Raw genomic sequence first — 24,591 nt, 5'->3', positions numbered from 1 at the left:
TCAGCTCCTCTCCCGGTCCGCGTCCTGCCCACCAGTGTGCCGGGTGGGCCGCAGCCGGATCTGCACGTCCCCACCCATCGGGAGGACGTCGACGACCGTGAGGTGCAGCGCACCGGTGATCGAGCTGATTCCCAGGTCCCCCACCAGCGAGGGCCCGGCGCCGAGCAGCGTCGGGGCCAGGTGCACCAGCACCTCGTCCACGAGCTCCTCGCGCAGGAAGGCGGCGGCCAGCGTGGCGCCGCCCTCGAGCAGCACGCGGCGCACGTCGCGGTCGTGGAGCTCGGCCAGCACCGCGCGCGGGGTGGCGGCGCGGCTGACCAGCGTCGGGGCGGCGTCGTCCAGCACGCGGGCGGTGCGCGGCAGCCGGCCCCGCCGGTCGACGACGACGCGCAGCGGCTGCCGGTCGGCGGCGCGGCCGCCGGCGTCGCGGACGGTGAGCTGCGGGTCGTCGGCCAGGGCGGTGCCCGAGCCGACGATGACGGCGTCGCAGGTGGCGCGCAGCCGGTGCACCTCGGCACGCGCCTGCTCGCCGGTGATCCACCGGCTGCTGCCGTCGGCGGCGGCGGTGCGCCCGTCGAGGGTGGCGGCCACCTTCCAGATCACGTACGGGCGGTGCTCGCGGACCCCGGTGAGCCAGGCGGCGAGCGCCCCCTCCTCGGCCGCGGCCTGCTCCACCCCGAGCTCGACGTCGATGCCGGCGTCGCGGAGCCGCTGCGCGCCCCCGCCGGCCAGGCGGGTGGGCTCGGGGACGGCGACGACGACGCGGGCGACGCCGGCGGCGATCAGCGCGTCGGCGCACGGGCCGGTGCGGCCGGTGTGCGCGCACGGCTCGAGGGTGACGACGGCGGTGCCGCCGCGGGCGCGGTCGCCGGCCTGGCGCAGCGCCACCACCTCGGCGTGCGGGCCGCCGGGTGGCCGGGTGGCCCCCTCACCCACGACCGTGCCGTCGGCGGCGAGCACGACGGCGCCCACGGGCGGGTTGGGGCTGGTGCGGCCGAGCACCGACAGGCCGAGCTCGCGGGCCCGGGCCATCCCCTCCAGCTCGGCGGGGTCGGCGGTCACCCGCGGGCCGCCGCGGCCTGCGCGCGCAGGGCGGCGATCGCCTTCGCCGGGTCGTCGGCCCCGTAGACGGCCGAGCCCGCGACGAAGACGTCGACGCCGGCCTCCGCGGCCTGCTCGATGGTGTCGGCGTTGATCCCGCCGTCGATCTCGACCAGCACCTGCAGGTGCCCGGTGTCGACCAGCTCACGGGCCCGGCGCACCTTGCCGAGCACGTCGGGGATGAACGACTGCCCGCCGAACCCCGGCTCGACGCTCATGACCAGCAGCGTGTCGAAGTCGGGCAGCACCTCGAGGACGTCGTCCAGCGGGGTGCCGGGCTTGATCGCCAGGCCGGCGAGCGAGCCGGCGGCCCGGATGTCGCGGGCGACGCCGCACGGGTCGGTGCAGGCCTCGGCGTGCACGGTCACGTTGCGGGCGCCCATCTCGGCGTAGCCGGGGGCCCAGCGCTCCGGGTCCTCGATCATCAGGTGGCAGTCCAGCGGCACGGTGCTGACCGCCTGGATCGCCTTCGCCACGGGCAGGCCCAGGGTCAGGTTCGGCACGAAGTGCCCGTCCATCACGTCGACGTGCAGCCAGTCGGCGTCGGCCACGCGCGCGACCTCGTCGGCCAGCCGCGCGAAGTCCGCCGACAGGAGGCTCGGCGCGATCATCGGTTCCCGGGACACGTCTGCCGAGTCTAGGTGGGCCCCGACGTGCCCCTTCCCCCGCGCGGCCCGGTGCGCGACCGGTGTGACGAGACCGACCGTCCGCGTGTCCGACGTGCACCACCGGGTAGGGCGCCACCATGGCTTCCGAGGCTCCTGCCCGCTACGACGGCTTCGACCGCATGCCCATCGCCGGCACCTGGCGCGCCGGCCGCTCGGGCAAGACCGCCACCGACACCGATCCCTACACCGGCGAGACGCTCACCGAGATCCCGCTCGCCGACGCCGAGGACCTCGACGAGGCGTACGCCCGGGCGAAGGAGGCCCAGCGCGACTGGGCCGCCCGGCTGCCGTCCGAGCGGGCCGAGGTCATGCGCCGCGCCGCCCGGGTGATGGAGGCGCGCAAGGACGAGATCGTCGACTGGCACATCCGCGAGAGCGGCGCCGCCGCCCCCGCCGCCGAGTTCGAGTACGCGATCACCCTGCGCGACTTCCACGAGGCGTCGTCCTACCCGTACCGCGTGGAGGGCCGGATCCTGCCGGCCGACATCGAGGGCAAGGAGAGCCGCGTCTACCGCCGTCCCGTCGGCGTGGTCGCGGTGATCAGCCCGTGGAACGTGCCGATGCACCTGTCCAACCGGTCGGTCGCGCCGGCGCTGGCGCTCGGCAACGCCGTCGTCCTCAAGCCGGCCGGCGACACCCCCGTGACCGGCGGCCTCCTGCTGGCCAAGGTCTACGAGGAGGCCGGGCTGCCCGAGGGGCTGCTCTCCGTCGTGATCGGCTCCGGGTCCGACATCGGCGACGCGATCGTGTCCCACCCCACCCCGCGGGTCGTGTCCTTCACCGGCTCCACCCCGGTGGGCAAGGGGATCGCGGAGAAGGCCGGCCTCAAGAAGCTGTCGCTGGAGCTCGGCGGCAACGGGCCGCTGGTCGTGCTGGACGACGCCGATCTGGAGTACGCGGTCGACGCCGCCGTCTTCGGGAAGTTCTTCCACCAGGGCCAGGTCTGCATGATCACCAACCGGATCGTGGTGGACGCGGCGGTGCACGACGAGTTCGTGGAGCGGTACGTGGCGCGGGTGCGCGCGCTCAAGGCCGGCGACCCGCGGGACGGCGACACGGTGATCGGCCCGATCATCAACAGCAAGCAGCTCGAGGGCATCCAGGAGAAGGTCGCGCAGGCGCGGGCGGACGGCGCGGAGCAGCTGCTCGGCGGCGACCCGACCGGCCCGATCGGCTCGGTCCTGCCCCCGCACGTGCTCCTCGGCAGCAACGACGTCGCCACCGCCCGGCAGGAGGTGTTCGGCCCGGTCGCCACGATCGTCCGGGCCCGCGACGAGGACGACGCCCTGGCCATCGCCAACGACACCGAGTACGGCCTGTCCAGCGCGGTGTTCACCCGGGACGTCGCGCGCGGGGTGGACTTCGCGCTGCGCGTGGAGGCCGGGATGACGCACGTCAACGACTCGCCGCTCAACGACGAGAACAACACCGCGTTCGGCGGCGAGAAGGAGTCGGGGCTGGGCCGTTTCGGCGGCGAATGGGCGATCGAGGAGTTCACCACCGACCACTGGGTGAGCGTCCAGCACACCAAGCGCCGGTTCCCGTTCTGAGCGCTCAGGTCCTGGGCGGCAGCGCGTTCCACTCCGCCCAGGACAGGTCCCACCCCACGAGCCGCGGCGGCGCGGGCAGCGGCCACTCCTGGGCCAGCCACCGGGGCACGAACCGGTCGAGCTCGCGCTCCACGTCGCTGCCGACCAGCCGGTCGACGACCCACCACGACACCTCGGCGCCGACGTCGCCGGCCTTCTCCGGCGGGTCGACGTAGACGCAGCCGAGCAGCTCCGCCTCGTCGTCCGCGAAGAGCCCGTACAGGAAGCTCTCGTGCGCCTCGATCTCGCGGGCGTGACGGGCGAGGTCCGCGCGGTCCTGCTCGAGCGTCATGTGCGCCGGTGGCCACCCCCAGGCCTCGCCGTAGATCGTCCACAGCCGTTCGCGGGAGCCCATGACGGCCGGGAAGTCGATCCCGGTGTCGGCGTCGCTCATCGGGCGCAGGTGGTGGCCGGTCGCCAGCCCGGCGCGCAGCGGGTGGGCGAAGTCGTCGGGCAGCCAGGGCACGGGCGGCAACCTAGCGGCCGACGGCTGATCCGGGCGAGCCGTTCGGGCCGTCCGTGCCGCCGTCGGCGTCGAACCGCTCGCGCGCCCGCTCGACCGCGGCCATCGTGTCCGTGGCCCAGAGGTGCAGCGCGTCGACGAGCCCCTGCAGCGTCTTGCCCAGCGGCGCGACGCGGTACTCGACGGCGACCGGGCGGGAGCTGATCACGACGCGCTCGACCATCCCGTTGCGCTCCAGCCGGCGCAGCGCCGTCGTCAAGGACTTCTGCGTCACGGAGGGGATAGCCCGCCGCAGGTCGTTGAAGCGCAGCGGCCGTTCGCAGAGCTCCTCGAGCACCTGCAGCGACCACTTGTCGAGCACCTGGTCCAGCAGCTCTCGGTGCTGCTGGGTCAGCTGCAGCCGCTCCGTCGTGGGGTGCGCGGTCTCCGTCATGACACCTGGTCTCGTTGAAGTTCCCTCTGGATACCAGGTAGACCGTAGCTACCAGTCATCGATCTGTGGAGGACCTCCGTGAGCGTGCAGCTGCTGAGCCCCGAGGGCATGTTCCAGCCCGTCCCCTACCACCACGTCTCGATCGGCACCGGTGCCCGCCAGGTGCACGTCGCCGGCCAGATCGCCCGCGACGCCGACGGCAACCCGGTGGCGACCGGGGACCTCGCCGGGCAGGTCGCCCAGGCTCTGCGCAACACGGCGCGGGGCCTGTCGGGCGCGGGGGCGAGCTTCGCCGGCGTCGTCCGGCTCCGGTTCTTCGTCACCCGCTGGAGCCCCGACCGGATCGGCGACCTCATGGCCGGCATCGGCGCCGTCGCCGAGGAACTCGGCTTGCCGCAGCCGCTGCCACCCGCCTCGCTCATCGGCGTCGACTTCTTGTTCGAGCCGGACGTTCTGGTCGAGGTGGAGGCGGACGCCGTGCTGGCCTGACGCCGGTCCCGGCACGGCCCCGGGCACCAGCCCGGGCCGTGCCGTCAGCGGGTGCGGCGGAGCAGGGCCATGAACATCGCGTCGGTGCCGTGGCGGTGCGGCCACAGCTGCGCGTAGTCGCCGCGCGCGATCCCCGGCACCTCCGGGAACAGCGGCGCCACGGGCAGCACCTCGACGTCGTCCCGGGCCGCGGCGGTGTCGACGACGGCCACGGTCTCCTCGGTGTGCGGCGAGCAGGTCACGTAGGCCAGCACGCCGCCCGGCCGCACGGAGGCCAGCGCGGCGGCCAGCAGCTCGGTCTGCAGCTCCACCAGCGGTGGGACGTCCTCGGGGGTCCGCCGCCAGCGCACCTCGGGACGACGGCGCAGCGCGCCCAGCCCGGTGCACGGGGCGTCGAGCAGCACCCGGTCGAAGCTGGCGGGTGCCCACGGCGGCTCGCGGCCGTCGGCGGCCAGCACCTCGACGTCGCGCTCGTCGCCCAGCGCCGAGCGCACCAGGTCGGCGCGGTGCGGCGCGCGGTCGGCCGCGGTCAGCCGCACGCCCTCGGGCCGGACCGCCGCCAGCAGCCCGGCCTTGCCGCCCGGTCCGGCGCACATGTCCAGCCACGCGGCGTCCGGCCCCTCCAGCGGCGCGCGGGCGAGCAGCAGCGCGGCGAGCTGGCTGCCCTCGTCCTGCACCGCCGCCCGGCCGGCGCGGACCGACGGCAACCGGCCGGGGTCGCCCCCGGGCAGCCGCACCGCGAACGGCGACCACGGACCGGGCTCGCCCGTGGCCTCGGCGGCCAGCTCCTCGCGCGGGATGCGCCGGGCGACCAGGTGCACCTCGGGTGCGGCGTCGTCGGCCAGGAGCGCCGGCTCGAGCTCGTCGTCGCCGCCGAGGGCATCGCGCCAGGCGTCGACGATCCAGCGCGGGTGGTCGGTGGCCAGCGCCAGCCGCTGCTCCGCATCGCCGCCGAGCGCGGCCAGCCACGCCGCGCGGTCCCCGCCGGCGGCGACCTTGCGCAGCACCGCGTTGACCAGACCGGAGGCGCCCGTGCCGACGATCGCCCGCGTGAGGTCGACGGTGGTGTCGACGGCGGCGTGCGAGGGCACCCGCAGGTCGATCAGCTGGTAGGCGCCCAGGCGCAGCAGGTCGAGCACCCGCGGGTCGAGCTCGCCGAGCGGCCGGTCCACGAGCGTGGCGAGGACCGCGTCGAGGGTGCCCTGGGCGCGCAGCGCGCCGTAGGCCAGCTGGGTGGCGAAGCCGGCGTCGCGGGGGTCGAGGTCGCGCTCGCGCAGCAGCTGCGGCAGGAGCAGGTTGGCGTAGGCGTCGCGGGAGGAGACGCCGTCCAGGACGTCGTAGGCGGTCAGCCGGGCGCCGTCCAGCGGACGGCGCCGCGCGGGCGGGCGCCCGCGACCACCGCGGCGGGTCACGCCTCCCCCAGCCGGTCGCCGGGCCCGATTCGGGCGCCGCGCGCCCAGTCGGCCGCCGGGATCATCCGCTTGCCCGCGGGCTGGACCTCGCCGAGCCGGACGGCGCCGGAGCCCGTACCGACCAGGACGCTCCTGCCGTCGACCCGCAGCTCCCCGGCCGGCAGCGCGGGCCCGTCTGCCAGCGGGGTGACCGGGCCCAGCCGCAACCGGTCGCCGCGCCACGTCGTCCAGGCACCGGGGGCGGGCGTGACCCCGCGCACCCGGCGGTCGACCACGTGCGCGGGCAGCGCCCAGTCGACCCGGGCGTCGGCGACCTCGACCTTGGGGGCCAGGCTGACGCCGTCGGCCGGCTGGGGCTGCGGCTCCAGCGCGCCGGCGGCGATGCCGTCGAGCGTGGCCACGAGCAGCTGGGCGCCGCCGACCGCCAGCCGGTCCAGCAGCTCGCCGGCGGTGTCGCGCGGGCCGATCGCCTCGGTGAGGGTGCCGAAGACCGGGCCGGTGTCGAGGCCCGCCTCCAGCCGGAAGGTGGAGGCCCCGGTGATCTCGTCGCCGGCCATGATCGCGTGCTGCACGGGTGCCGCGCCGCGCCAGGCGGGCAGCAGCGAGAAGTGCAGGTTGACCCACCCGTGCCGCGGGATGTCCAGCGCCACCTGCGGCACCAGCGCGCCGTAGGCGACCACCGGCGCGCAGTCCACGTCCATGCCGGCCAGCTGCTCGAGGAACTCCGGCTCCCGCGGGGAGCGCGGCTGCAGCACCGGGATGCCGGCGGCGTCCGCGCGCTCGGCGACCGGCGAGCGGCTGAGCCCGCGTCCGCGGCCGGCCCGCGCGTCGGGGCGGGTGAGGACGGCGACCACCTCGTGCCCGGAGGCCAGCAGGGCGTCCAGGGAGGGGACGGCGGGCGCCGGCGTGCCGGCGAACAGGAGCCTCAGTGGGGGCTCACCTTCACGACGGGCGGAGGGGCGGGCAGGTACTCGGCCATGCCCTTCCACTCCGCGGCCTCCAGCTCGGCCAGCGCCGCGGCCCGGGCGACCTCGTCGAGGCGGTCGACGAACAGCACGCCGTCGAGGTGGTCGGTCTCGTGCTGGATGGCGCGGGCCAGCAGCTCCGAGCCCTCGACCCGCACGGGCTCGCCGTGCATGTTCCAGCCGCTGGCGACGACGTGCAGGTGCCGGCGGCAGTCCCACCGGAAGCCGGGGATGGACAGGCAGCCCTCGGGGTCGACCTGCTCCTCGTCGCCGACCGGCGTCACGTCGGGGTTGACCAGGTGGCCGACCTCGCCGTCGACGAACCAGGTGAACACCCGCAGCCCGACGCCGATCTGCGGGGCGGCCAGGCCGGCCCCGCCGGCGGCGTGCATGGTGTCGGTGAGGTCGGCGACCAGGCGGCGCAGCTCGGCGTCGAAGTCGACGACCGGTGCGGCCGGGGTGCGCAGGACCGGCTCGCCGAGGAGCCGGATGGGGGTGACGCTCACCGGTCGATCGTATGCGGGGCACAGGCGCCGTCCTCGGCCAGCGCCGCGTCGACGGCGGCGGCCACGTGCAGCGCCGTCGTCGGGAAGGTGGGGACGGCGACGTCGTCCGGGCCGATGAGCAGCTCGATCTCGGTGCAGCCGAGCACCACGCCCTGCGCCCCGCGGGCCACCAGCCGGTCGACGACCTCCCGGTACGCCTGGCGCGACTCCTCGCGGACGACGCCGAGGACCAGCTCGTCGTAGATCACGCGGTGCACCAGGTCGCGGTCGGCGGCGTCGGGCACCAGCACCTCGAGCCCGGCCGCGGCGAGCCGGTCGACGAGGAACGGCTGCTCCATCGTGTAGCGGGTGCCGAGCAGGGCGACGCGGGTGAGCCCGGCCGCGGCGATCGCCGCGCCGGTGCTGTCGCCGATGTGGAGCAGCGGGATGTCCACGGCGGCGGTGATCGCGTCCGCGACCGTGTGCATGGTGTTGGTGCACAGCAGCAGCACGTCGGCGCCGGCCGCCTGCACCGCCCGGGCGTCGGCGGCCAGGAGCTCCCCCGCCCCGGTCCAGTCGCCCGCCGCCTGCAGCCGCTCGATCTCGGCGAAGTCCACCGACAGCAGCACGCAGCGCGCCGAGGAGAACCCGCCGAGGCGGTCGCGCACGCCCTCGTTGAGCAGCCGGTAGTACAGCGCGCTGCTCTCCCAGCTCATCCCGCCCAGCAGACCGATCGTCCTCACGCCGTGCATCGTGGCAGCTAGACGAGGTCGAGGGGGTCCAGCTGCACCCGCACGTGCTCGGGCACCTTCTTCGCGCTGCGCACGCCCTGCACCTCCGCCAGCGCGTGCGCCAGCGCCGCCCCCGAGGCGCGCGGCACCCGCACCAGGTACCGCTCGCGCTCGCCGTCCTGCCCGGGGCGGGCCGGCTCGGGCACCGGGCCGAGCAGGTCGGCTCCCTCCGGCAGGCGCAGCGCGTCGAGGAACTCGGCCAGGGCCGCGGGCGACGCCGACAGCGACGCGATCCGGGTGACCGGGGGGAAGCCCAGCTCGCGCCGGTCGGCCAGCTCCCGCTCGGCCAGCCAGGCCGGGTCCCAGCGCACCAGCGCCTGGACGACGGGGTGGGCGGCGTCGGCGGCGACGACCACCTGCCCGCCGGACGATGCCGGGCGCACCAGCGTGGCGGCGTTCAGCCAGCGGCGCAGCGTCTCCTCGCCCGCCCGCAGGTCGGCCCGGCCGAGCAGCGCCCAGGAGTCGAGCAGCAGCGCGGCGCCGTAACCGCCCTCCGCCACCGGCTCGGCACCGGGGGTGGCGACGACGAGGGCGGGGCCGGCCGGCACGGTGGCCAGGACCCCGCTGCTGCTGCCCGACGTCCGCACGACAGCCCCGGGGAACGCCCGCGCCAGCTCCTCGGCCGTGCGCGACTCCCCCACGACCGCCGCCCGCAGCTTGGTCCCGTGGCAGTGCGGGCAGTCGAAGGTCGCCGCCGGCCGCGCGCACCAGCGGCAGGCCGGGATCCGGGTGCCGCCCGGACCGGGGCGCGGGGAGATGCCCAGCGGGCCGGCGCAGTGCGCGCACCGGGCGGGGGCGCGGCAGCGGGCGCAGGCCAGCGACGGCACGTAACCGCGCCGGGGCACCTGCACCAGCACCGGGTTGCCGTCGGCCAGCGCCTTCCGGGCGGCGGCGTGCGCCAGCGAGGGCAGCCGCGCCGAACGCGCGGCCGGGTCGCGGGCCAGCTCGAAGTCGTCGCCGAGCGCCTGCACCCGCGGCGCGGCGGTGCGGACGGCGGCTCGGTCGGCGACCAGCTCGTGCGCCCACCCCGACTCCACCAGCACCGCCGCCTCGGCGGTGCGCGCGCTCCCGGCGACGACGGCGGCGCAGCCGTCCAGCCACGCCCGCTGCACCAGCACGTCGCGGGCGTGCGGGTAGGGGGCGTGCTCGTCGGCGTGCAGGTCGTCGCCGTCGTCCCAGATGGCGACCAGACCGAGGTCGCGGACCGGCGCGAACATCGCCGCGCGGGTGCCCAGCACCACCTGGGCTGCGCCCCGGGAGGCGGCCAGGAACCGGCGGTAGCGCTTCTCCGGGGAGTCGTCGGCGCGCAGCACCGTGAACGAGTGCTCGGGCAGCAGCCGCTCCGCGGCGGCGGTCAGCCGGTCCAGGTCCTTGCCGTCGGGCACCACCACGAGCGCGCCCCGGCGGCCGGAGAGCGCCGCCCGGCACAGCTCCACCAGCCGGGTCGGCCACTCCTCCCCCGGCAGCGCCGTCCACACCGCGCGCGCCGGGCGGCCCTCGGCCAGCGCCGTCAGCAGCGCCGGGCCCGCCTGGTACCGGGCGAACCCGGCCGGGTCGGGCGGCTCCGGCAGCGCGTCGGGCGTCGGGCTGTCCCGCTTCTCCGCCGCGGCCCGCCGAGGGGGCAGCGCCAGGCGCAGGACGTCGCTCGCCGTCCCCGCGTAGCGGTCGGCCACCGCGCGCACCAGCCGCGCGACCTGCGGGGTGAGCACCGGCTCGCCCGAGGGCACGTGCGAGAGCGGCTGGAGCTTCCCGGCGAAGTCGGTGCTGCCGCCCAGCTCCCAGACGATCCCGTCGACGAGGCGGCCGTGGAAGCGCACCCGCACCCGGCACCCGGCCCGCACGGTGCCCGCGTACTTCTCCGGGACCGCGTAGTCGAACGGCCGGTCCAGGTGCGCCAGCGGGACATCGACGACGACCCGGGCCACCGTCGGGTGGCCCGGGTCGTCAGGTGGTGCAGAGGTGTCCAGCGCCGTTACGCCCCCACGGCGGAACGCAGCGCGTCGACGCGGTCGAGGCGCTCCCACGGCAGCTCGACGTCGGAGCGGCCGAAGTGCCCGTAGGCCGCGGTGGGCCGGTAGATCGGGCGGAGCAGGTCCAGGTCGCGGACGATGGCGCCCGGGCGCAGGTCGAACACCGAGCCGATGGCCTTCTCGAGGACGTCGTCGGCGACCGTCCCGGTGCCGAAGGTCTCGACGAACAGGCCCACCGGGTGGGCGGCACCGATCGCGTACGCGACCTGCACCTCGCAGCGGCGGGCCAGGCCCGCGGCGACGACGTTCTTGGCCACCCAGCGCATGGCGTAGGCGCCGGAGCGGTCGACCTTCGACGGGTCCTTGCCCGAGAAGGCGCCGCCGCCGTGGCGCGCCATGCCGCCGTAGGTGTCGACGATGATCTTGCGGCCGGTCAGGCCGGCGTCGCCCATCGGTCCACCGATGACGAACTTGCCGGTGGGGTTGACCAGCAGGCGGTAGCCGGTGGTCGGCAGCCCCAGGGCGGCCAGCTCGGGCTCGACCACCAGCTCCTGGATGTCGGGCGTCAGCAGCTGCTCGATCGAGATGTCCTCGGCGTGCTGCGAGGACACCACCACGGTGTCGACGGCGACCGGCTGGTCGTCCTCGTAGACCACGGTGACCTGGGTCTTGCCGTCGGGCCGCAGGTAGGGCACCGAGCCGTCCTTGCGCACCGTCGACAGCCGCCGGGCGAGGCGGTGGGCCAGCGCGATGGGCAGCGGCATGAGCTCCGGGGTCTCGTCGCTGGCGTAGCCGAACATCAGGCCCTGGTCGCCGGCGCCCTGGCGGGCGATCGCGTCCTCGACCGCGGCGGCCTGCGAGTCCAGCTCCGCCTGCGTCCGCGACTCGTAGGCGGTGTCGACGCCCTGCGCGATGTCCGGCGACTGCGCGCCGATCGAGACGCTGACGCCGCACGAGGCGCCGTCGAAGCCCTTGCGCGAGGAGTCGTAACCGATGCCGAGGATCGTCTCGCGGACGATGGCCGGGATGTCCACGTAGCCACCGGTCGTGACCTCACCGGCGATGTGCACCTGGCCGGTGGTGATGAGGGTCTCGACGGCGACGCGGCTGCGCGGGTCCTGGGCCAGCATCGCGTCCAGGATCGAGTCGCTGATCTGGTCGGCGATCTTGTCCGGGTGGCCCTCGGTCACCGACTCGGACGTGAAGAGGCGGCGTGGCACTGGATCTCCCTGGGGCCGGGGGTGTGTGGGCTGCGGTGGTCGGGATGGCGCTCGAGGCCGAACGTTACCGGCGTCCGGGCGTCAGGCGTCGGCGCGGGGCGACATCCTGGGGGTCACGGCGTCCCAGACCCCGGCCGCGACGGCGTCCTTGGTGCTGCGGGCGACCTCGGTCGCCGAACCGTCGGCGGCCAGGACGACGACCGCGTTGTCGGCCTGCCCGAAGACCTGACCGGCCGAGACGTCGTTGACCACGAGCAGGTCGCAGCCCTTGCGGGCGAGCTTGGCGCGCGCGTGGGTGAGCACGTCCGCGTCGGCGTCGCCGGTCTCGGCGGCGAAGCCCACGACCAGCTGGCCGGGGCGCCGCTCGGACACCAGCTCGGCCAGGACGTCGGGGTTGCGCACCAGCGGCACGGAGTCCGGCTCGGCGGCGGAGTCCTTCTTCAGCTTGCTGGCCGCGACCGCGGCCGGCCGGAAGTCGGCGACGGCGGCCGACATGACGACGACGTCCGCGTCCGGCGCCTCGGCGAGCACCGCCGTCCGGAGCTCCTCCGCGGTCCCGACGGGCACCACGCGCACGCCGAAGGGGGCCGGCAGGTCGACGTTGGCCGCGACGAGCACCACGTCGGCGCCCCGGGCCGCGGCCACGCGGGCCAGCGCCCAGCCCTGCTTGCCCGAGGACCGGTTGCCCAGGTAGCGGACGGGGTCGACCGGCTCCCGGGTGCCGCCGGCGCTGATGACCACCCGTCGTCCCGCCAGGTCGTGCGCCAGGGCGGCCGCCCCGGCCCCGAGGACGACGGCGGCCAGCGCGGCGATGTCGGCCGGCTCGGGCAGCCGGCCGGGGCCGGAGTCGGGCCCGGTCAGCCGGCCGACCGCCGGTGGGAGGACGACGGCGCCCCGGCGGCGCAGGGTGGCCACGTTGTCCTGGGTCGCGGGGTGCAGCCACATCTCGGTGTGCATCGCCGGGACGAACACCACCGGGCAGTGCGCGGTGAGCAGGGTGGCGGTGAGCAGGTCGTCGGCGCGGCCGGCCGCGGCGCGGGCCAGCAGGTCGGCGGTGGCGGGGGCGACGACGACGAGGTCGGCCTCCTGGCCGATCCGCACGTGGGCGACCTCGGGGACGTCGGACCAGACGTCGGTGGTGACCGGGTTGCCGGAGAGCGCCTCGAAGGTGGCGGCACCGACGAAGTGCAGCGCTCCGGGGGTCGGGACGACGCGCACGTCGTGCCCGGCCTCGGTGAAGGCACGCAGCAGCAGGGCGGCCTTGTACGCGGCGACGCCGCCGCTGACGCCCAGCACGATCCGGCTCATGCGCTCATCCTGCCGCAGGCACGACGACGCCCCCGGCGCAGGCCGGGGGCGTCGTCATCACTTCTGGGTGCCCCGGAGGGGGCAGCCGGCTCAGTTCTCGCCGGCGGTGTGGGTCAGCAGGCCCTCGTTGATCTCGCGCAGCGCGATCGAGAGCGGCTTCTCCTGGGGGGCGGTGTCGACCAGCGGGCCGACGTACTCGAGCAGGCCCTCGGAGAGCTGGCTGTAGTAGGCGTTGATCTGCCGCGCGCGCTTGGCGGCGAAGATCACCAGGCCGTACTTGCTGCTGGTGCGCTCGAGCAGCTCGTCGATCGGCGGGTTGGTGATGCCCTCGGGGGCGGGTGCGACTCCGGACACGGGCGGGCGTGCTCCTCAGATCGGTTCAGCGGGGGCGGCGGGACCGCGGCCCCTACTCGTGGGCGCCGCTGCTCCGGGAGGCCCCGGGCGACGGCGCAGTCAGCAATCCTACCAACTCGTCGGCGGCTCGGGCCACGTCGTCGTTGACGACCACCACGTCGAACTCCCCGGCGGCGTCCAGCTCGGCCTGCGCGAGCGCCAGCCGGCGCTCCTGCACCTCGGGCCGTTCGGTGCCCCGCCCGGCCAGCCGGCTGACCAGCTCGGCCCACGACGGCGGGGCCAGGAGGACCAGCTGGGCCTCGGGGGCCCGGGCCCGCACCTGGCGGGCTCCCTGCAGCTCGATCTCCAGCAGGGCCGGCGCCCCGGCCGCGAGGCGCTCGCGGACCGGGGCGGCCGGGGTGCCGTACCGGTTGCCGGCGTACTCGGCCCACTCCAGCAGGCCGTCGGTGGCGATCAACCGGTCGAACTCGGCGTCGTCGACGAAGTGGTAGTGCTGCCCGTCGACCTCGCCCGGGCGGCGCGGGCGGGTGGTCGCGGAGACCGAGACCCAGACGTCGGGGTGCCGCCGGCGCACCTCGGCGACCACCGTCCCCTTCCCGACCCCGGAGGGTCCGGAGAGCACGGTCAGTCGCGCGGTGTCACCAGCAGTCACGTCCCGATTCTCGCCCAGGCCCGCGCCGCCGGCGGAAGCGGGCCTCAGACCGCGCCGTCGGCCGGGACCTGGTCGGCGTCGACCTTGTCGCCCCCGAACTCCGCCTCGAGCGCGCGGCGCTGGTTGGCCCCGAGGCCCCGCACGCGGCGGGTCGGCGAGATCTCCAGGCGCTCCATGATCTTCGCGGCACGGGCCTTGCCGACGCCGGGCAGCGACTCGAGCACGGCCGAGACGCGCATCTTGCCGATCACCTCGTCGGTCTCGCCCTGCTTGAGGACGTCGCCGACGGTGGCGCCCTTGCTCTTGAGCCGCTCCCGCAGCTCGGCGCGCGCCTTGCGGGCGGCGGCGGCCTTCTCGAGTGCTGCGGCGCGCTGCTCCGGGGACAGGGAAGGAAGGGGCATGGTGCGACCCAATCGTGTCGGTGCCGGCGTGGTCGCCGAGCGGCTGTTCTCTGAGCGCTCCGCGCCGGCGGGACGCCGCCGCGAGAGCCTCCCCGAACCGTAGTTCCCGGCGAATCCGCTGGTCACCCGCACCGGCGCGCTTTGCGGCCCGCCCTCGCGTGTCGGCACAGTTCACACGCGCTTCACGACTCCGCTCACCGAGCGTCATCCCCGCAGGTCAACCCCCGTTGCGCGCGGATCCGTTCCGGAATCCGAGCCGCCCGGGGAGCACGAGGAGGCCCGGCGACACGCCGAGCAGACGACACGCCGGGGACGGGAGCGCGCCGCGCAGGTCAGCGGCGCGTGCGCCGTCCCAGCAGCCACCCGGCCAGACCGGTCAGGACGAGCAGGCCCACCATCGCCAGCCCGGCGCCGACCAGCTGCCCCCGGCTCCAGAGGACCGCGCTGTCGAAGCCGAGCGTCAGGGAGCTCCGGTAGGCGCTGTCGAGCTCGGCCAACGGCTCGTAGCTGCCGCTGAAGAAGGTCCGCTCCGGCGGGTGGCCGGCGACGGCGAACACCACGACCCCCGCCACCAGCAGCGCGGCACCGACCAGGGCGACCAGCCAGGGGACCGTCCGGCGCACCGCTTCCCTCCCGTCAGCCGGCGAGGGCGTCGGCCCACCGCTCGGCGGCGGAGCGTAGCGCCGCCGGGTCCGGTCCGGCGCCGAGCACGTCGCGCGACACGGTGGGCACCACGAGAGGCGCGCCGCCGAAGAGCCGGCGCAGGTCGGCCGGGGTCCCGCCCTGGGCCCCCAGCCCGGGGGCGAGCACCGGCCCGCCCAGACCGGCCAGGTCGACGTCGAGCTCGCGCAGGGTCGCGCCGACGACGACGCCGAACGAGCCGTCCGGCGTCCCGGCGTTCCAGCCCGCCACGGTGTCCACGACCACCTGCGCAACGCTGCGGTCCCCGACCACCGCGTGCTGCAGCGTGCCGGCGTCGGGGTTCGAGGTGCGGGCGAGCACGAACAGCCCTCCCCCGTGCGTCCGTGCCGTGTCGACCGCGGGCTGCAGCGACTGCGGCCCGAGGTAGGGGCTGACGGTGAGGGCGTCGGCGGCCAGCGGGTGGTCCGGCCGCAGGTAGTCGGCGTAGGCGTCCATCGTCGAGCCGATGTCGCCGCGCTTGGCGTCCAGCAGCACCAGCGCCCCCGCCGACCGGGCGCGGGCCGTCGCCTCCTCCAGCACCGCCAGCCCGCGCGAGCCGTGCCGCTCGTAGAACGCCAGCTGCGGCTTGAGGACGGCGACGCTGCCGGCGAGCGCGTCGACCACGGCGTCGGTGAACCGGGCCAGGCCCTCCGGGCTGTCGGGCAGCCCCCACGCCTCCAGGAGCGGCACGTGCGGGTCGATGCCCACGCACAGCGGCCCGCGCGCGGCGACGGCGTCGGCCAGCCGCCCGCCGAACGGGGTGGGGGTCACACCGTCCCCCCGAGCTCGGCGATGCACTTCTGCGCGAGGAACGGGTCGGCGAACGCGCCGGACGCGGACTGCACGGCGTCGGCGCCCAGCGCGAAGAGCGCCGCCGCCGACGCCGGGTCGGTCACCCCGCCCATCGCCAGGACGTCGAAGCGCGGCCCACCCGCCTCGCGGAGGGCGACCAGCCGGCGGGTGAAGTCGAGCGCCGGCTCGCGCACCGCGGCGCCGGAGAGGCCGGCCAGCTCGCGGCCCGGGAACGTCGCCGCGCCGTCGCTGCGGCGGACCCGGCTCTGCACGGTGTTGATGCCGGCCACGCCGTCGACCAGCGGCGCCAGCCGCGGCACCAGCGCGGCCAGCGACGGCTCGTCGAGCCAGGACAGCTTGGCGACCAGGCCGGTGCGGTCGTCCAGCGCCCGGCGGACGGCCCCCACCACGGCCACGGTGGCGTCGGCGTCCAGGCACAGCGGCGGCTTCACGCCGGTCCCCGAGCGGTCGAGGGTGTTCGGGCAGGAGAGGTTGAGCTCGACCACCGGCGCACCGGCCTCCTCGGCCAGCCGCGCCGTCCGCGCGAAGTCCTCGGCCAGGGCGGCGAGCTCGCCGGTGCCGGCCGGGTCCTCCCCCATGACGCTCACCAGCAGCAGGGCGTCGTCGCCGACGGCGGCCAGGGAGCGTTCCAGGTCGGCCATCCACTCCTCGGGCGCCGGCGAGGGCACGCCGAAGGAGTTGACCGTGCTCACCGACGGCACGCCCGGTGGCACCCAGTCCCAGGGGTCGGCCACCACGTCGCCGGCGGCGCCCGGCGGCAGGCTCGCCGTCTCGCGCGGGGCGAACACCCAGTTCGGCTGCTCGTTGGGCGGGTGGGCCCGGCCGCGCACCGTCTTGTAGGTCAGCACGGTCCAGCCGTTGGCCAGGTTGTAGCGGACCTCCGCCTCGCTGCCGTTGAGCACGCAGGCCGGCACCCCGATCGGGAAGCCGACCGAGCGGCCCAGCAGCCGCCACCGCCGCCCGGCCGCCGGGCGCGCGGCCAGCCGCGGGCCGACGGGCCGGCCGAGGTTCTCGCGGAAGGACCCGAGCACGTCGTAGACCGGGACCGGCAGCCCGGCCGCGGCCAGGACGTCGGCGTGCCGGGCGAAGAAGAGCACGCGGGTCAGCAGCGGCAGGTCGCCCGCGCCCACGGTGCCGGCGGCCAGCCGCCCGGCCAGCTCGCCGGCGTCGCCCACCAGGCCGTCCAGCTCCGCCTGAGTCGGCTGCGCGAAGCGGGTGACGCCGGCCGCGAACTCCGCGGGCAGGCCCTCGACCAGCCCGCGGGCCAGCAGGTCGGCCCGCACCCGCTCGACCGCGGCGGCGGTCACGCCCCGGTCCCGGCGCGGGACGTGCCCAGCGCCGCGTGCACCTCCTGCAGGCTGCGCACCCCGACGTCGCCGGCGCGCAGCGCCTCGATGCCCTGCACCGCCGCCGCGAGCCCCTGCACGGTCGTGATCGAGGGGATGCCGGCGCTGACCGCGGCGGTCCGGATCTCGTAGCCGTCCAGCCGCGGTCCGCTGTTGCCGGGCGACCCGAACGGCGTGTTCACCACGATGTCGACGTCGCCGGCGAGGATCCGCTCGACGCAGTTGCCGGGGCCCTCGCTGAACTTGCCCACGACCTCGCAGGCGACGCCGTTGCGGCGCAGCACCTGCGCGGTGCCGGCGGTGGCCAGGACGCGGAAGCCGAGGTCGGCCAGCCGCTTGACCGGGAAGATCGCCGAGCGCTTGTCGCGGTTGGCCAGCGACACGAACACGGTGCCCTCGGTGGGCAGCGACCCGTAGGCGGCGGCCTGCGACTTGGCGAACGCCGGGCCGAAGCCGGCGTCGAGCCCCATGACCTCGCCGGTCGACTTCATCTCCGGGCTGAGCACGGTGTCCACGCCGTGGCCCTCGACGGTGCGGAACCGGTGGAAGGGCAGCACCGCCTCCTTGACCGCGATCGGCATGTCCTCGGGCAGGTCGGCCCCGTCGCCCGTCGCCGGCAGCACCCCGGCGGAGCGCAGCGAGGCGATCGACTCCCCGACCGCGATGCGCGCCGCGGCCTTGGCCAGCTGCACCGCCGTCGCCTTGGACACGAACGGCACCGTGCGGCTGGCCCGCGGGTTGGCCTCGATGACGTAGAGGATGTCGTCCTTGATCGCGTACTGGACGTTCACCAGCCCGCGCACGCCGATGCGGGCGGCCAGCTTCTCGGTGGCCTCCCGGATCTTCAGCAGGTCCGCGTCGCCGAGGGTGATCGGCGGCAGGGCGCACGCCGAGTCGCCGGAGTGGATGCCGGCCTCCTCGATGTGCTCCATGACCCCGCCGAGGTAGAGCTCGGTGCCGTCGTAGAGCGCGTCCACGTCGATCTCGACGGCGTCCTCCAGGAACCGGTCGACCAGCACCGGGTGGTCCTCGCTGACCTCGGTGGCCTTGGCGATGTAGGCCTCGAGCGTGGCGTCGTCGTAGACGATCTCCATGCCCCGGCCGCCCAGCACGTAGGAGGGCCGCACCAGCACGGGGTAGCCGATCTCGGCGGCGATGGCCTTGGCCTCGGCGAACGTCGTCGCCGTCCCGTGCTTGGGGGCGAGCAGGCCGGTGTCGGACAGCACCCGGGAGAACGCGCCACGGTGCTCGGCGTCGTCGATCGCCTCCGGCGAGGTGCCCAGCACCGGGACACCGGCGTCCTTGAGCCGCTGCGCCAGGCCCAGCGGCGTCTGCCCGCCCAGGGTGCAGATGACCCCGGCGACCGGGCCGGCCGCGCGCTCGGCCTCGACCACCTCGAGGACGTCCTCGAAGGTCAGCGGCTCGAAGTACAGCCGGTCGGCGGTGTCGTAGTCGGTGGAGACGGTCTCGGGGTTGCAGTTGACCATCACCGCCTCGTAGCCGGCGTCCTGCAGCGCGAGGACGGCGTGCACGCAGGAGTAGTCGAACTCGATGCCCTGGCCGATCCGGTTGGGGCCCGAGCCGAGGATGAGCACCGCCGGCTTCTCGCGCGGCTGCACCTCGGTCTCCTCGTCGTAGGAGGAGTAGTGGTACGGCGTGCGGGCGGCGAACTCGGCGGCGCAGGTGTCGACGGTCTTGTAGACCGGCCGGATGCCCTGCCGCCAGCGCAGCACGCGGACGCCGTCCTCGCCGGCCAGCTCCGGCCGGAGCGCGGCGATCTGCCGGTCGGAGAGCCCGTGCCGCTTCGCCCGCCGGAGCAGCTCCGGCGTCAGCGCCGGGGCGTCGCGCACCTCGTCGCCGACCTCGCGGACGAGCGCGATCTGGTCGACGAACCACGGGTCGAACCCGCTGGCCTCGGCGACCTGCTCGACGGTGGCGCCGGCGGCGAGCGCCTGCTCGGCGATGTACAGCCGGCCGTCGACCGGCGTCCGCAGCACCTCGAGCAGCTCGTCGGCCGAGCGCTGCCCGTCCGGGCCCGTCCAGAAGCCGGCGGCCTTCGTCTCGGTGGACCGCATCGCCTTGCCCAGGGCCTCGGGGAAGTTGCGGCCCATGGCCATGACCTCGCCGACGCTCTTCATCGTCGTCGTCAGCCGGGGGTCGGCGCCGGGGAACTTCTCGAAGGCGAACCGCGGGATCTTCACCACGACGTAGTCCAGCGTCGGCTCGAACGCGGCCGGGGTGACGCCGGTGATGTCGTTGGTGATCTCGTCGAGGGTGTAGCCGATGGCGAGCTTCGCGGCGATCTTGGCGATCGGGAAACCGGTGGCCTTCGACGCCAGGGCGCTGGACCGGGAGACGCGCGGGTTCATCTCGATGACGACCAGCCGCCCGTCGGCCGGGTTGACCGCGAACTGGATGTTGCAGCCGCCGGTGTCGACGCCGACCTCGCGCAGCACGGCGATGCCGACGTCGCGCATGCGCTGGTACTCGACGTCGGTGAGGGTCATCGCCGGCGCGACGGTCACCGAGTCGCCGGTGTGCACGCCCATCGCGTCGATGTTCTCGATCGAGCAGATGACGACCACGTTGTCGCTGCGGTCCCGCATGAGCTCGAGCTCGTACTCCTTCCACCCGAGCACCGACTCCTCGATGAGCACGGTGTGCACCGGGGAGTCGGCCAGGCCGTGGGTGGCCATCCGGCGCAGCATCGCCTCGTCGGTGGCGAAGCCGGAGCCCAGGCCGCCCATGGTGAAGCTCGGCCGGATGACGACCGGGTAGCCCACCTCCTCGGCGGTCTCGATCGCCTCCTCGACGCTGCCGCAGACCCGCGACCGCGGGGCGTCGGCGCCGATCGACCGGACGATGTCCTTGAACTTCTGCCGGTCCTCGCCGCGGTTGATCGCGTCGACGTCGGCCCCGATGAGCGCGACGCCGTACTTCTCCAGGACGCCGTTCTCGTACAGCCCGATCGCGATGTTGAGCGCGGTCTGCCCGCCGAGGGTGGCCAGCAGCGCGTCGGGGCGCTCCTTGGCGATGACCTTCTCGACGAACTCCGGCGTCAGCGGCTCGACGTAGGTCGCGTCGGCGATGCCGGGGTCGGTCATGATCGTCGCCGGGTTGCTGTTCACCAGGCTCACCCGCAGGCCCTCGGCGCGCAGCACGCGGCAGGCCTGGGTGCCGGAGTAGTCGAACTCCGCCGCCTGCCCGATGAGGATCGGGCCGGAGCCGATGACCAGGACGTGCTCGATGTCGGTGCGCTTGGGCATCAGGCCTTCTCCCCCGTGCTGTGCTCCACGACCGGCGCCGGCCCGCCGGATCCCGCCGTCCCGGTCCGGGCGCTCTCCATCAGGTCGACGAACCGCTGGAACAGCGGTGCGGCGTCGTGCGGGCCGGCCGCCGACTCGGGGTGGAACTGGACGCTGAACGCCGGCGCGTCGATCAGCCGCAGGCCCTCGACGACGTCGTCGTTGAGCCCGACGTGGCTGACCTCCACCGGCCCGTACGGGGTGTCCGTCGGGCGGTCGAGCGGGGCGTCGACGGCGAAGCCGTGGTTGTGGCTGGTCACCCGGACCGTGCCGCTCACCCGGTCGAGCACCGGCTGGTTCAGGCCGCGGTGGCCGAAGCGCAGCTTGTAGGTGCCCAGGCCCAGCGCGCGGCCGAGGATCTGGTTGCCGAAGCAGATGCCGAACAGCGGGCGGCGGGCGTCCAGCACGCCGCGCACCGCCTCGACCGCGTAATCGGCGGCGGCCGGGTCGCCCGGGCCGTTGGAGAGGAAGACCCCGTCCGGACCCGCGGCGAGGAGCTGCTCGGCGGTGGCCGTCGAGGGCAGCACGTGCGTCTCCACCCCCAGGGCGGCGAGGTGCCGCGGGGTGGCGGTCTTGATGCCGAGGTCGAGCGCGGCGATGGTGAACCGCTTCTCCCCCACCGCCGGGACGACGTAGGGCTCGGCGGTGCTCACCGTCGGCGCGAGGTCGGCGCCGGTCATGCTCTGCGACTCCTGCACCCGCCCGAGCAACGCCTCCGCGCCGAGCTCGGTGCTGATCCCGGCCCGCATCGCCCCGCGGTCACGCAGGTGGCGGGTGAGCGCGCGGGTGTCGATGCCGCTGATGCCGACGACCCCCTGCGCGCGCAGCTCGTCGTCCAGGCTGCCGGTGGCCCGCCAGTTCGCCGGTCGCCGCGCGGGGTCGCGGACGACGAACCCGGCCACCCACATGCGGCGGCTCTCGTCGTCCTCGCCGTTGACGCCGGTGTTGCCGATGTGCGGGGCGGTCATGGTGACGATCTGACCGGCGTAGCTGGGGTCGGTGAGCGTCTCCTGGTAGCCGGTCATGCCGGTGGCGAACACCGCCTCGCCGACCGTCGTCCCGGCCGCGCCGTAGCTCTCGCCGCGGAACGTCCGCCCGTCCTCGAGCACGAGGATCGCGTCACTCACCGTGTTGCCTTTCCGTCCAGGACGGTCGCGGACCCCCGCAGGAAGGTCGCGACCACGCGGCCGGGGAGCTCCCGGCCGGCGTACGGGCTGTTGCGGCTGCGGCTGGCCAGCGCGGCCGGGTCCACGACGGACCGGGCGGTGGGGTCGATCAGCAGCAGGTTGGCGGGCTCGCCGACGGCCAGCGGCCGGCCGTGGCCGGTCAGCCGGCCGATCCCGGCGGGGCGCACGGACATCCGGTCGGCGACGCCGCGCCAGTCGAGCCGGCCGGGCTCGACCATGGTCTGGACGACGACGGAGAGCGCCTGCTCCAGCCCGAGCATGCCGGGCCGGGCCTGCGCCCACTCGCTCTCCTTGTCCTCGACCGCGTGCGGGGCGTGGTCGGTGCCGACGGCGTCGATCGTGCCGTCCGCGAGACCGGCGCGCAGGGCCTCGACGTCGGCGTCCGTCCGCAGCGGCGGGTTGACCTTGAACACCGGGTCCCAGGTCTCGGCGCACGCGTCGGTGAGCAGCAGGTGGTGCGGCGTCACCTCGGCGGTGACCTGCACCCCGCGCGACTTCGCCCAGCGCAGGATCTCCACCGAGCCCGCCGTCGACACGTGGCAGACGTGCAGCCGGGCGCCGACGTGGCCGGCCAGCAGCACGTCGCGGGCGATGATCGCCTCCTCCGCGGCGGCCGGCCAGCCGGTGAGGCCCAGCGAGGCCGAGCGGTCGCCCTCGTGCATCTGCGCGCCCGCGGTCAGCCGCGGCTCCTCGGCGTGCTGCGCGACGACGCCGTCGAAGGCCTTCACGTACTCCAGCGCGCGGCGCATGAGCGCCGGATCGCTGACGCAGTGCCCGTCGTCGGAGAAGACCCGGACACGGGCGGCGGAGTCGGCCATCGCGCCGAGCTCGGCCAGCCGCTCGCCCTCGAGCCCGACGGTCACCGCGCCGACCGGGACGACGTCGACCAGCCCGGCCTCCTGGCCCAGCCGCCACACCTGCTCGACGACGCCGGCGGTGTCGGCCACCGGGTCGGTGTTGGCCATCGCGTGCACCGCGGTGAACCCGCCCAGCGCGGCGGCCCGGCTGCCGGTCTCCACGGTCTCGGCGTCCTCGCGGCCGGGCTCGCGCAGGTGGGTGTGCAGGTCCACCAGGCCGGGCAGGGCGACCAGCCCGGCCGCCTGGACCACCTCCGCGCCGTCGGCGGCCAGCTCGGTGCCGATCGCGGCGATCCGGCCGTCCTCGAGCAGCAGGTCGACGGCGTCCTCGCCGTAGGGCTTCGCGCCCTTGATCAGGTACGTCACTGCGGCGAGCCTCCGAGCAGCAGGTAGAGCACGGCCATCCGCACGGAGACCCCGTTGGCGACCTGCTCGACGATCGTGGAGCGGACGGAGTCGGCCACCTCGGCGGCGATCTCCATCCCGCGGTTCATCGGGCCGGGGTGCATGACGATCGCGTCGTCGGGCAGCGCGGCCATGCGCGGCGCGTCGAGGCCGTACCGGCGGCTGTACTCCCGGGCGCTCGGGAAGAACGAGGCGTTCATCCGCTCGGCCTGGACCCGCAGCATCATCACGACGTCGCTCTTGGGCAGGACGGCGTCCAGGTCGTAGCTCACCTCGGCCGGCCAGCTGCGCACCCCCACCGGCAGCAGCGTCGGCGGGGCGACCAGCGTGACCTCGGCGCCGAGGGTGTGCAGCAGCCCGACGTTCGAGCGGGCCACCCGGCTGTGCAGGACGTCGCCGACGACCGCCACCCGCACGCCCTCGAGCCGGCCCAGCCGCCGCCGGATCGTGTACGCGTCGAGCAGCGCCTGGGTCGGGTGCTCGTGGGTGCCGTCGCCGGCGTTCACCACGCTGCCCCGCACCCAGTTCGCCAGCCGGTGCGGCGCCCCGGAGGCGGAGTGGCGCACCACGACCGCGTCGGAGCCCATCGCCTCGAGGGTGAGCGCGGTGTCCTTGAGGCTCTCGCCCTTGGAGACGCTGCTGCCCTTGGCGGAGAAGTTGATGACGTCGGCCGACAGCCGCTTGGCCGCCAGCTCGAAGGAGATGCGGGTGCGGGTGGAGTCCTCGTAGAAGAGGTTCACCACCGTGCGCCCGCGCAGGGTCGGGAGCTTCTTGACCTCGCGGCCGGCCAGCGCCTGGTCGATCTGGGCTGCGGTGTCGAGGACGAGGGTGGCGTCGGCCCGGTCGAGGTCTGCGACCTCCAGCAGGTGCCGCTTCACGCCGCGCCCCCGGTGACCAGGACCTCGTCGGCGCCGTCGGTCTCCTGCAGGCGCACCTTCACCTGCTGCGTCCGCGACGTCGGCACGTTCTTGCCGACGAAGTCCGCGCGGATCGGCAGCTCGCGGTGCCCGCGGTCGACCAGGACGGCGAGCTGCACCGCCCGGGGCCGGCCGAGGTCGCGCAGCGCGTCGAGGGCCGCGCGCACCGAGCGGCCGGAGAAGAGCACGTCGTCGACGAGGACGACCAGCCGGTCGTCGATCCCGGCCGCCGGCAGCACGGTCGGCTCGAGCGCCCGCACCCCGCGCCGGCGCAGGTCGTCGCGGTACAGGGTGATGTCGACGGTGCCGACGTCGACGGCGGTCCCCGAGAAGGCCTCGACGCGGGCGGCCAGCCGGCGGGCCAGGGGGGCGCCGCGGGTCGGGATGCCGACGAGGACGAGGTCGCGCAGGCCGCCGGTGGCATCACCCTCGGGGGCGAGCGAGGCGGCGCGCTCGATGAGCTGGTGGGCCATCCGGTCGACCACGCGGGCGACGTCGGCGGCGGAGAGCAGCGGGGCCTGCGCCGCATCGCGGGCAGGCAGGGACGAGCTGGCCATCAGGCCTCCTTCCCCGCCTCACGGGACGGGTCGTTAAAGGAGAGTGGTCGGACCGGGAGCGACGGTACTGCACCGCGGGACGGGGCCGCCGCGCGCCTGCCGGCCTGCGGAAACGGCCACCCGGCGTGACCGCACGATCACGGACCCGCGAGGGCGGTCCTCCTGTTGCGCACGGGGCACGACCAGTACGCTGCGTGACGATCAGGACGTTCCCGAGACGAC

24 protein-coding genes are annotated in these 24,591 nt (G+C 75.4%); 2 read left to right on the top strand and 22 right to left on the bottom strand.

What is annotated here, in order from left to right; all coding sequences use genetic code 11:
- Both ribD and rpe read right to left on the bottom strand, forming a co-directional pair.
- Complete coding sequence (gene ribD, locus DQ241_RS15615; RefSeq protein WP_233492468.1) at nt 1-1,062, bottom strand: bifunctional diaminohydroxyphosphoribosylaminopyrimidine deaminase/5-amino-6-(5-phosphoribosylamino)uracil reductase RibD; 1,062 nt, start codon at nt 1,060-1,062, stop codon at nt 1-3.
- Nucleotides 1,059-1,727 (bottom strand): ribulose-phosphate 3-epimerase, encoded by a 669-nt coding sequence (rpe, locus tag DQ241_RS15610; protein WP_233492467.1) that lies wholly within the window; start codon nt 1,725-1,727, stop codon nt 1,059-1,061. The genes ribD and rpe overlap by 4 nt, the downstream gene beginning before the upstream one ends.
- Before the next feature lie 119 nt (nt 1,728-1,846).
- Between rpe and DQ241_RS15605 the strand changes: the two genes are divergently transcribed.
- Nucleotides 1,847-3,319 (top strand): aldehyde dehydrogenase family protein, encoded by a 1,473-nt coding sequence (locus tag DQ241_RS15605; RefSeq protein WP_113831099.1) that lies wholly within the window; start codon nt 1,847-1,849, stop codon nt 3,317-3,319.
- 4 nt (nt 3,320-3,323) lie between these two features.
- Here the strand turns inward: DQ241_RS15605 and DQ241_RS15600 are convergent, their stop codons facing one another.
- Together DQ241_RS15600 and DQ241_RS15595 are read right to left on the bottom strand one after the other, a co-directional pair.
- Nucleotides 3,324-3,824 (bottom strand): N-acetyltransferase, encoded by a 501-nt coding sequence (locus DQ241_RS15600; RefSeq protein ID WP_113831098.1) that lies wholly within the window; start codon nt 3,822-3,824, stop codon nt 3,324-3,326.
- A gap of 10 nt (nt 3,825-3,834) precedes the next feature.
- Nucleotides 3,835-4,254 (bottom strand): helix-turn-helix domain-containing protein, encoded by a 420-nt coding sequence (locus DQ241_RS15595; RefSeq protein ID WP_113831097.1) that lies wholly within the window; start codon nt 4,252-4,254, stop codon nt 3,835-3,837.
- A gap of 78 nt (nt 4,255-4,332) precedes the next feature.
- On the opposite strand from DQ241_RS15595, the gene DQ241_RS15590 reads away from it, so the two are divergent.
- Nucleotides 4,333-4,743 carry a RidA family protein gene (locus DQ241_RS15590; protein ID WP_113831096.1) on the top strand — a complete coding sequence of 137 codons (411 nt, stop codon included), beginning with the start codon at nt 4,333-4,335 and terminating at the stop codon, nt 4,741-4,743.
- A 44-nt stretch (nt 4,744-4,787) separates the two neighbouring features.
- On the opposite strand, the gene DQ241_RS15585 is transcribed toward DQ241_RS15590, so the two are convergent.
- The 18 genes from DQ241_RS15585 to pyrR all read right to left on the bottom strand — a co-directional run bounded on the left by DQ241_RS15585 (nt 4,788) and on the right by pyrR (nt 24,369).
- Nucleotides 4,788-6,155, bottom strand: a complete 1,368-nt coding sequence (locus DQ241_RS15585; protein ID WP_199584590.1) for an RsmB/NOP family class I SAM-dependent RNA methyltransferase — start codon at nt 6,153-6,155, stop codon at nt 4,788-4,790.
- A complete protein-coding gene (gene fmt, locus DQ241_RS15580) occupies nt 6,152-7,144 on the bottom strand; it encodes a methionyl-tRNA formyltransferase (RefSeq protein ID WP_233492466.1) in 993 nt (330 codons plus the stop codon). The genes DQ241_RS15585 and fmt overlap by 4 nt, the downstream gene beginning before the upstream one ends.
- Nucleotides 7,081-7,626, bottom strand: coding sequence for a peptide deformylase (gene def, locus DQ241_RS15575; RefSeq protein ID WP_113831095.1), 546 nt, complete (start codon nt 7,624-7,626; stop codon nt 7,081-7,083). The genes fmt and def overlap by 64 nt, the downstream gene beginning before the upstream one ends.
- On the bottom strand, nt 7,623-8,348 hold the full coding sequence (locus tag DQ241_RS15570; RefSeq protein WP_113831094.1) for an aspartate/glutamate racemase family protein: 726 nt from the start codon (nt 8,346-8,348) through the stop codon (nt 7,623-7,625). The genes def and DQ241_RS15570 overlap by 4 nt, the downstream gene beginning before the upstream one ends.
- A gap of 17 nt (nt 8,349-8,365) precedes the next feature.
- Nucleotides 8,366-10,321, bottom strand: a complete 1,956-nt coding sequence (locus DQ241_RS15565; protein WP_113831093.1) for a primosomal protein N' — start codon at nt 10,319-10,321, stop codon at nt 8,366-8,368.
- Nucleotides 10,322-10,368: 47 nt separating this feature from the next.
- On the bottom strand, nt 10,369-11,586 hold the full coding sequence (metK, locus tag DQ241_RS15560) for a methionine adenosyltransferase (RefSeq protein WP_113831092.1): 1,218 nt from the start codon (nt 11,584-11,586) through the stop codon (nt 10,369-10,371).
- Nucleotides 11,587-11,667: 81 nt separating this feature from the next.
- Nucleotides 11,668-12,894 (bottom strand): bifunctional phosphopantothenoylcysteine decarboxylase/phosphopantothenate--cysteine ligase CoaBC, encoded by a 1,227-nt coding sequence (coaBC, locus tag DQ241_RS15555; protein WP_113831091.1) that lies wholly within the window; start codon nt 12,892-12,894, stop codon nt 11,668-11,670.
- A gap of 90 nt (nt 12,895-12,984) precedes the next feature.
- Nucleotides 12,985-13,248: a DNA-directed RNA polymerase subunit omega gene (gene rpoZ / locus DQ241_RS15550; RefSeq protein WP_012949163.1), complete on the bottom strand. Its 264-nt coding sequence runs from the start codon at nt 13,246-13,248 to the stop codon at nt 12,985-12,987.
- Between the two features lie 52 nt (nt 13,249-13,300).
- Nucleotides 13,301-13,900 carry a guanylate kinase gene (gmk, locus tag DQ241_RS15545; protein WP_113831090.1) on the bottom strand — a complete coding sequence of 200 codons (600 nt, stop codon included), beginning with the start codon at nt 13,898-13,900 and terminating at the stop codon, nt 13,301-13,303.
- A gap of 44 nt (nt 13,901-13,944) precedes the next feature.
- Nucleotides 13,945-14,301 (bottom strand): integration host factor, actinobacterial type, encoded by a 357-nt coding sequence (gene mihF / locus DQ241_RS15540; RefSeq protein ID WP_113831089.1) that lies wholly within the window; start codon nt 14,299-14,301, stop codon nt 13,945-13,947.
- A gap of 332 nt (nt 14,302-14,633) precedes the next feature.
- A complete protein-coding gene (locus DQ241_RS15535; RefSeq protein WP_113831088.1) occupies nt 14,634-14,924 on the bottom strand; it encodes a hypothetical protein in 291 nt (96 codons plus the stop codon).
- Between the two features lie 13 nt (nt 14,925-14,937).
- Nucleotides 14,938-15,753 carry an orotidine-5'-phosphate decarboxylase gene (gene pyrF / locus DQ241_RS15530; protein ID WP_113831087.1) on the bottom strand — a complete coding sequence of 272 codons (816 nt, stop codon included), beginning with the start codon at nt 15,751-15,753 and terminating at the stop codon, nt 14,938-14,940.
- Nucleotides 15,750-17,102: a dihydroorotate oxidase gene (locus DQ241_RS15525; protein WP_233492465.1), complete on the bottom strand. Its 1,353-nt coding sequence runs from the start codon at nt 17,100-17,102 to the stop codon at nt 15,750-15,752. The genes pyrF and DQ241_RS15525 overlap by 4 nt, the downstream gene beginning before the upstream one ends.
- A complete protein-coding gene (carB, locus tag DQ241_RS15520; RefSeq protein ID WP_113831086.1) occupies nt 17,099-20,407 on the bottom strand; it encodes a carbamoyl-phosphate synthase large subunit in 3,309 nt (1,102 codons plus the stop codon). The genes DQ241_RS15525 and carB overlap by 4 nt, the downstream gene beginning before the upstream one ends.
- Entirely contained in the window at nt 20,407-21,573 is a 1,167-nt protein-coding gene (carA, locus tag DQ241_RS15515) for a glutamine-hydrolyzing carbamoyl-phosphate synthase small subunit (RefSeq protein WP_113831085.1), read from the bottom strand. Before carA ends, carB begins: the two co-directional genes overlap by 1 nt.
- Nucleotides 21,570-22,856 (bottom strand): dihydroorotase, encoded by a 1,287-nt coding sequence (locus DQ241_RS15510; RefSeq protein WP_113831084.1) that lies wholly within the window; start codon nt 22,854-22,856, stop codon nt 21,570-21,572. Before DQ241_RS15510 ends, carA begins: the two co-directional genes overlap by 4 nt.
- Nucleotides 22,853-23,773 carry an aspartate carbamoyltransferase catalytic subunit gene (locus tag DQ241_RS15505; protein ID WP_113831083.1) on the bottom strand — a complete coding sequence of 307 codons (921 nt, stop codon included), beginning with the start codon at nt 23,771-23,773 and terminating at the stop codon, nt 22,853-22,855. Before DQ241_RS15505 ends, DQ241_RS15510 begins: the two co-directional genes overlap by 4 nt.
- On the bottom strand, nt 23,770-24,369 hold the full coding sequence (gene pyrR, locus DQ241_RS15500; RefSeq protein WP_113831082.1) for a bifunctional pyr operon transcriptional regulator/uracil phosphoribosyltransferase PyrR: 600 nt from the start codon (nt 24,367-24,369) through the stop codon (nt 23,770-23,772). Before pyrR ends, DQ241_RS15505 begins: the two co-directional genes overlap by 4 nt.
- Between the last annotated feature and the right edge of the window lie 222 nt (nt 24,370-24,591).

Source organism: Blastococcus sp. TF02A-30, assembly GCF_003319185.1.
Classification (GTDB): Bacteria; Actinomycetota; Actinomycetes; order Mycobacteriales; family Geodermatophilaceae; genus Blastococcus.
The sequence above is the reverse complement of the archived record's forward strand: the minus strand, read 5'-3'. Positions and strand labels throughout refer to the sequence as shown.

Bases quoted from the DNA above. Each gene is read 5' to 3' on its own strand.
- mihF (WP_113831089.1), bottom strand. From the start codon at position 14,301: ATGCCCCTTCCTTCCCTGTCCCCGGAGCAGCGCGCCGCAGCACTCGAG.
- pyrR (WP_113831082.1), bottom strand. From the start codon at position 24,369: ATGGCCAGCTCGTCCCTGCCTGCCCGCGATGCGGCGCAGGCCCCGCTG.
- DQ241_RS15595 (WP_113831097.1), bottom strand. From the start codon at position 4,254: ATGACGGAGACCGCGCACCCCACGACGGAGCGGCTGCAGCTGACCCAG.
- coaBC (WP_113831091.1), bottom strand. From the start codon at position 12,894: ATGAGCCGGATCGTGCTGGGCGTCAGCGGCGGCGTCGCCGCGTACAAG.
- carB (WP_113831086.1), bottom strand. From the start codon at position 20,407: ATGCCCAAGCGCACCGACATCGAGCACGTCCTGGTCATCGGCTCCGGC.
- DQ241_RS15605 (WP_113831099.1), top strand. From the start codon at position 1,847: ATGGCTTCCGAGGCTCCTGCCCGCTACGACGGCTTCGACCGCATGCCC.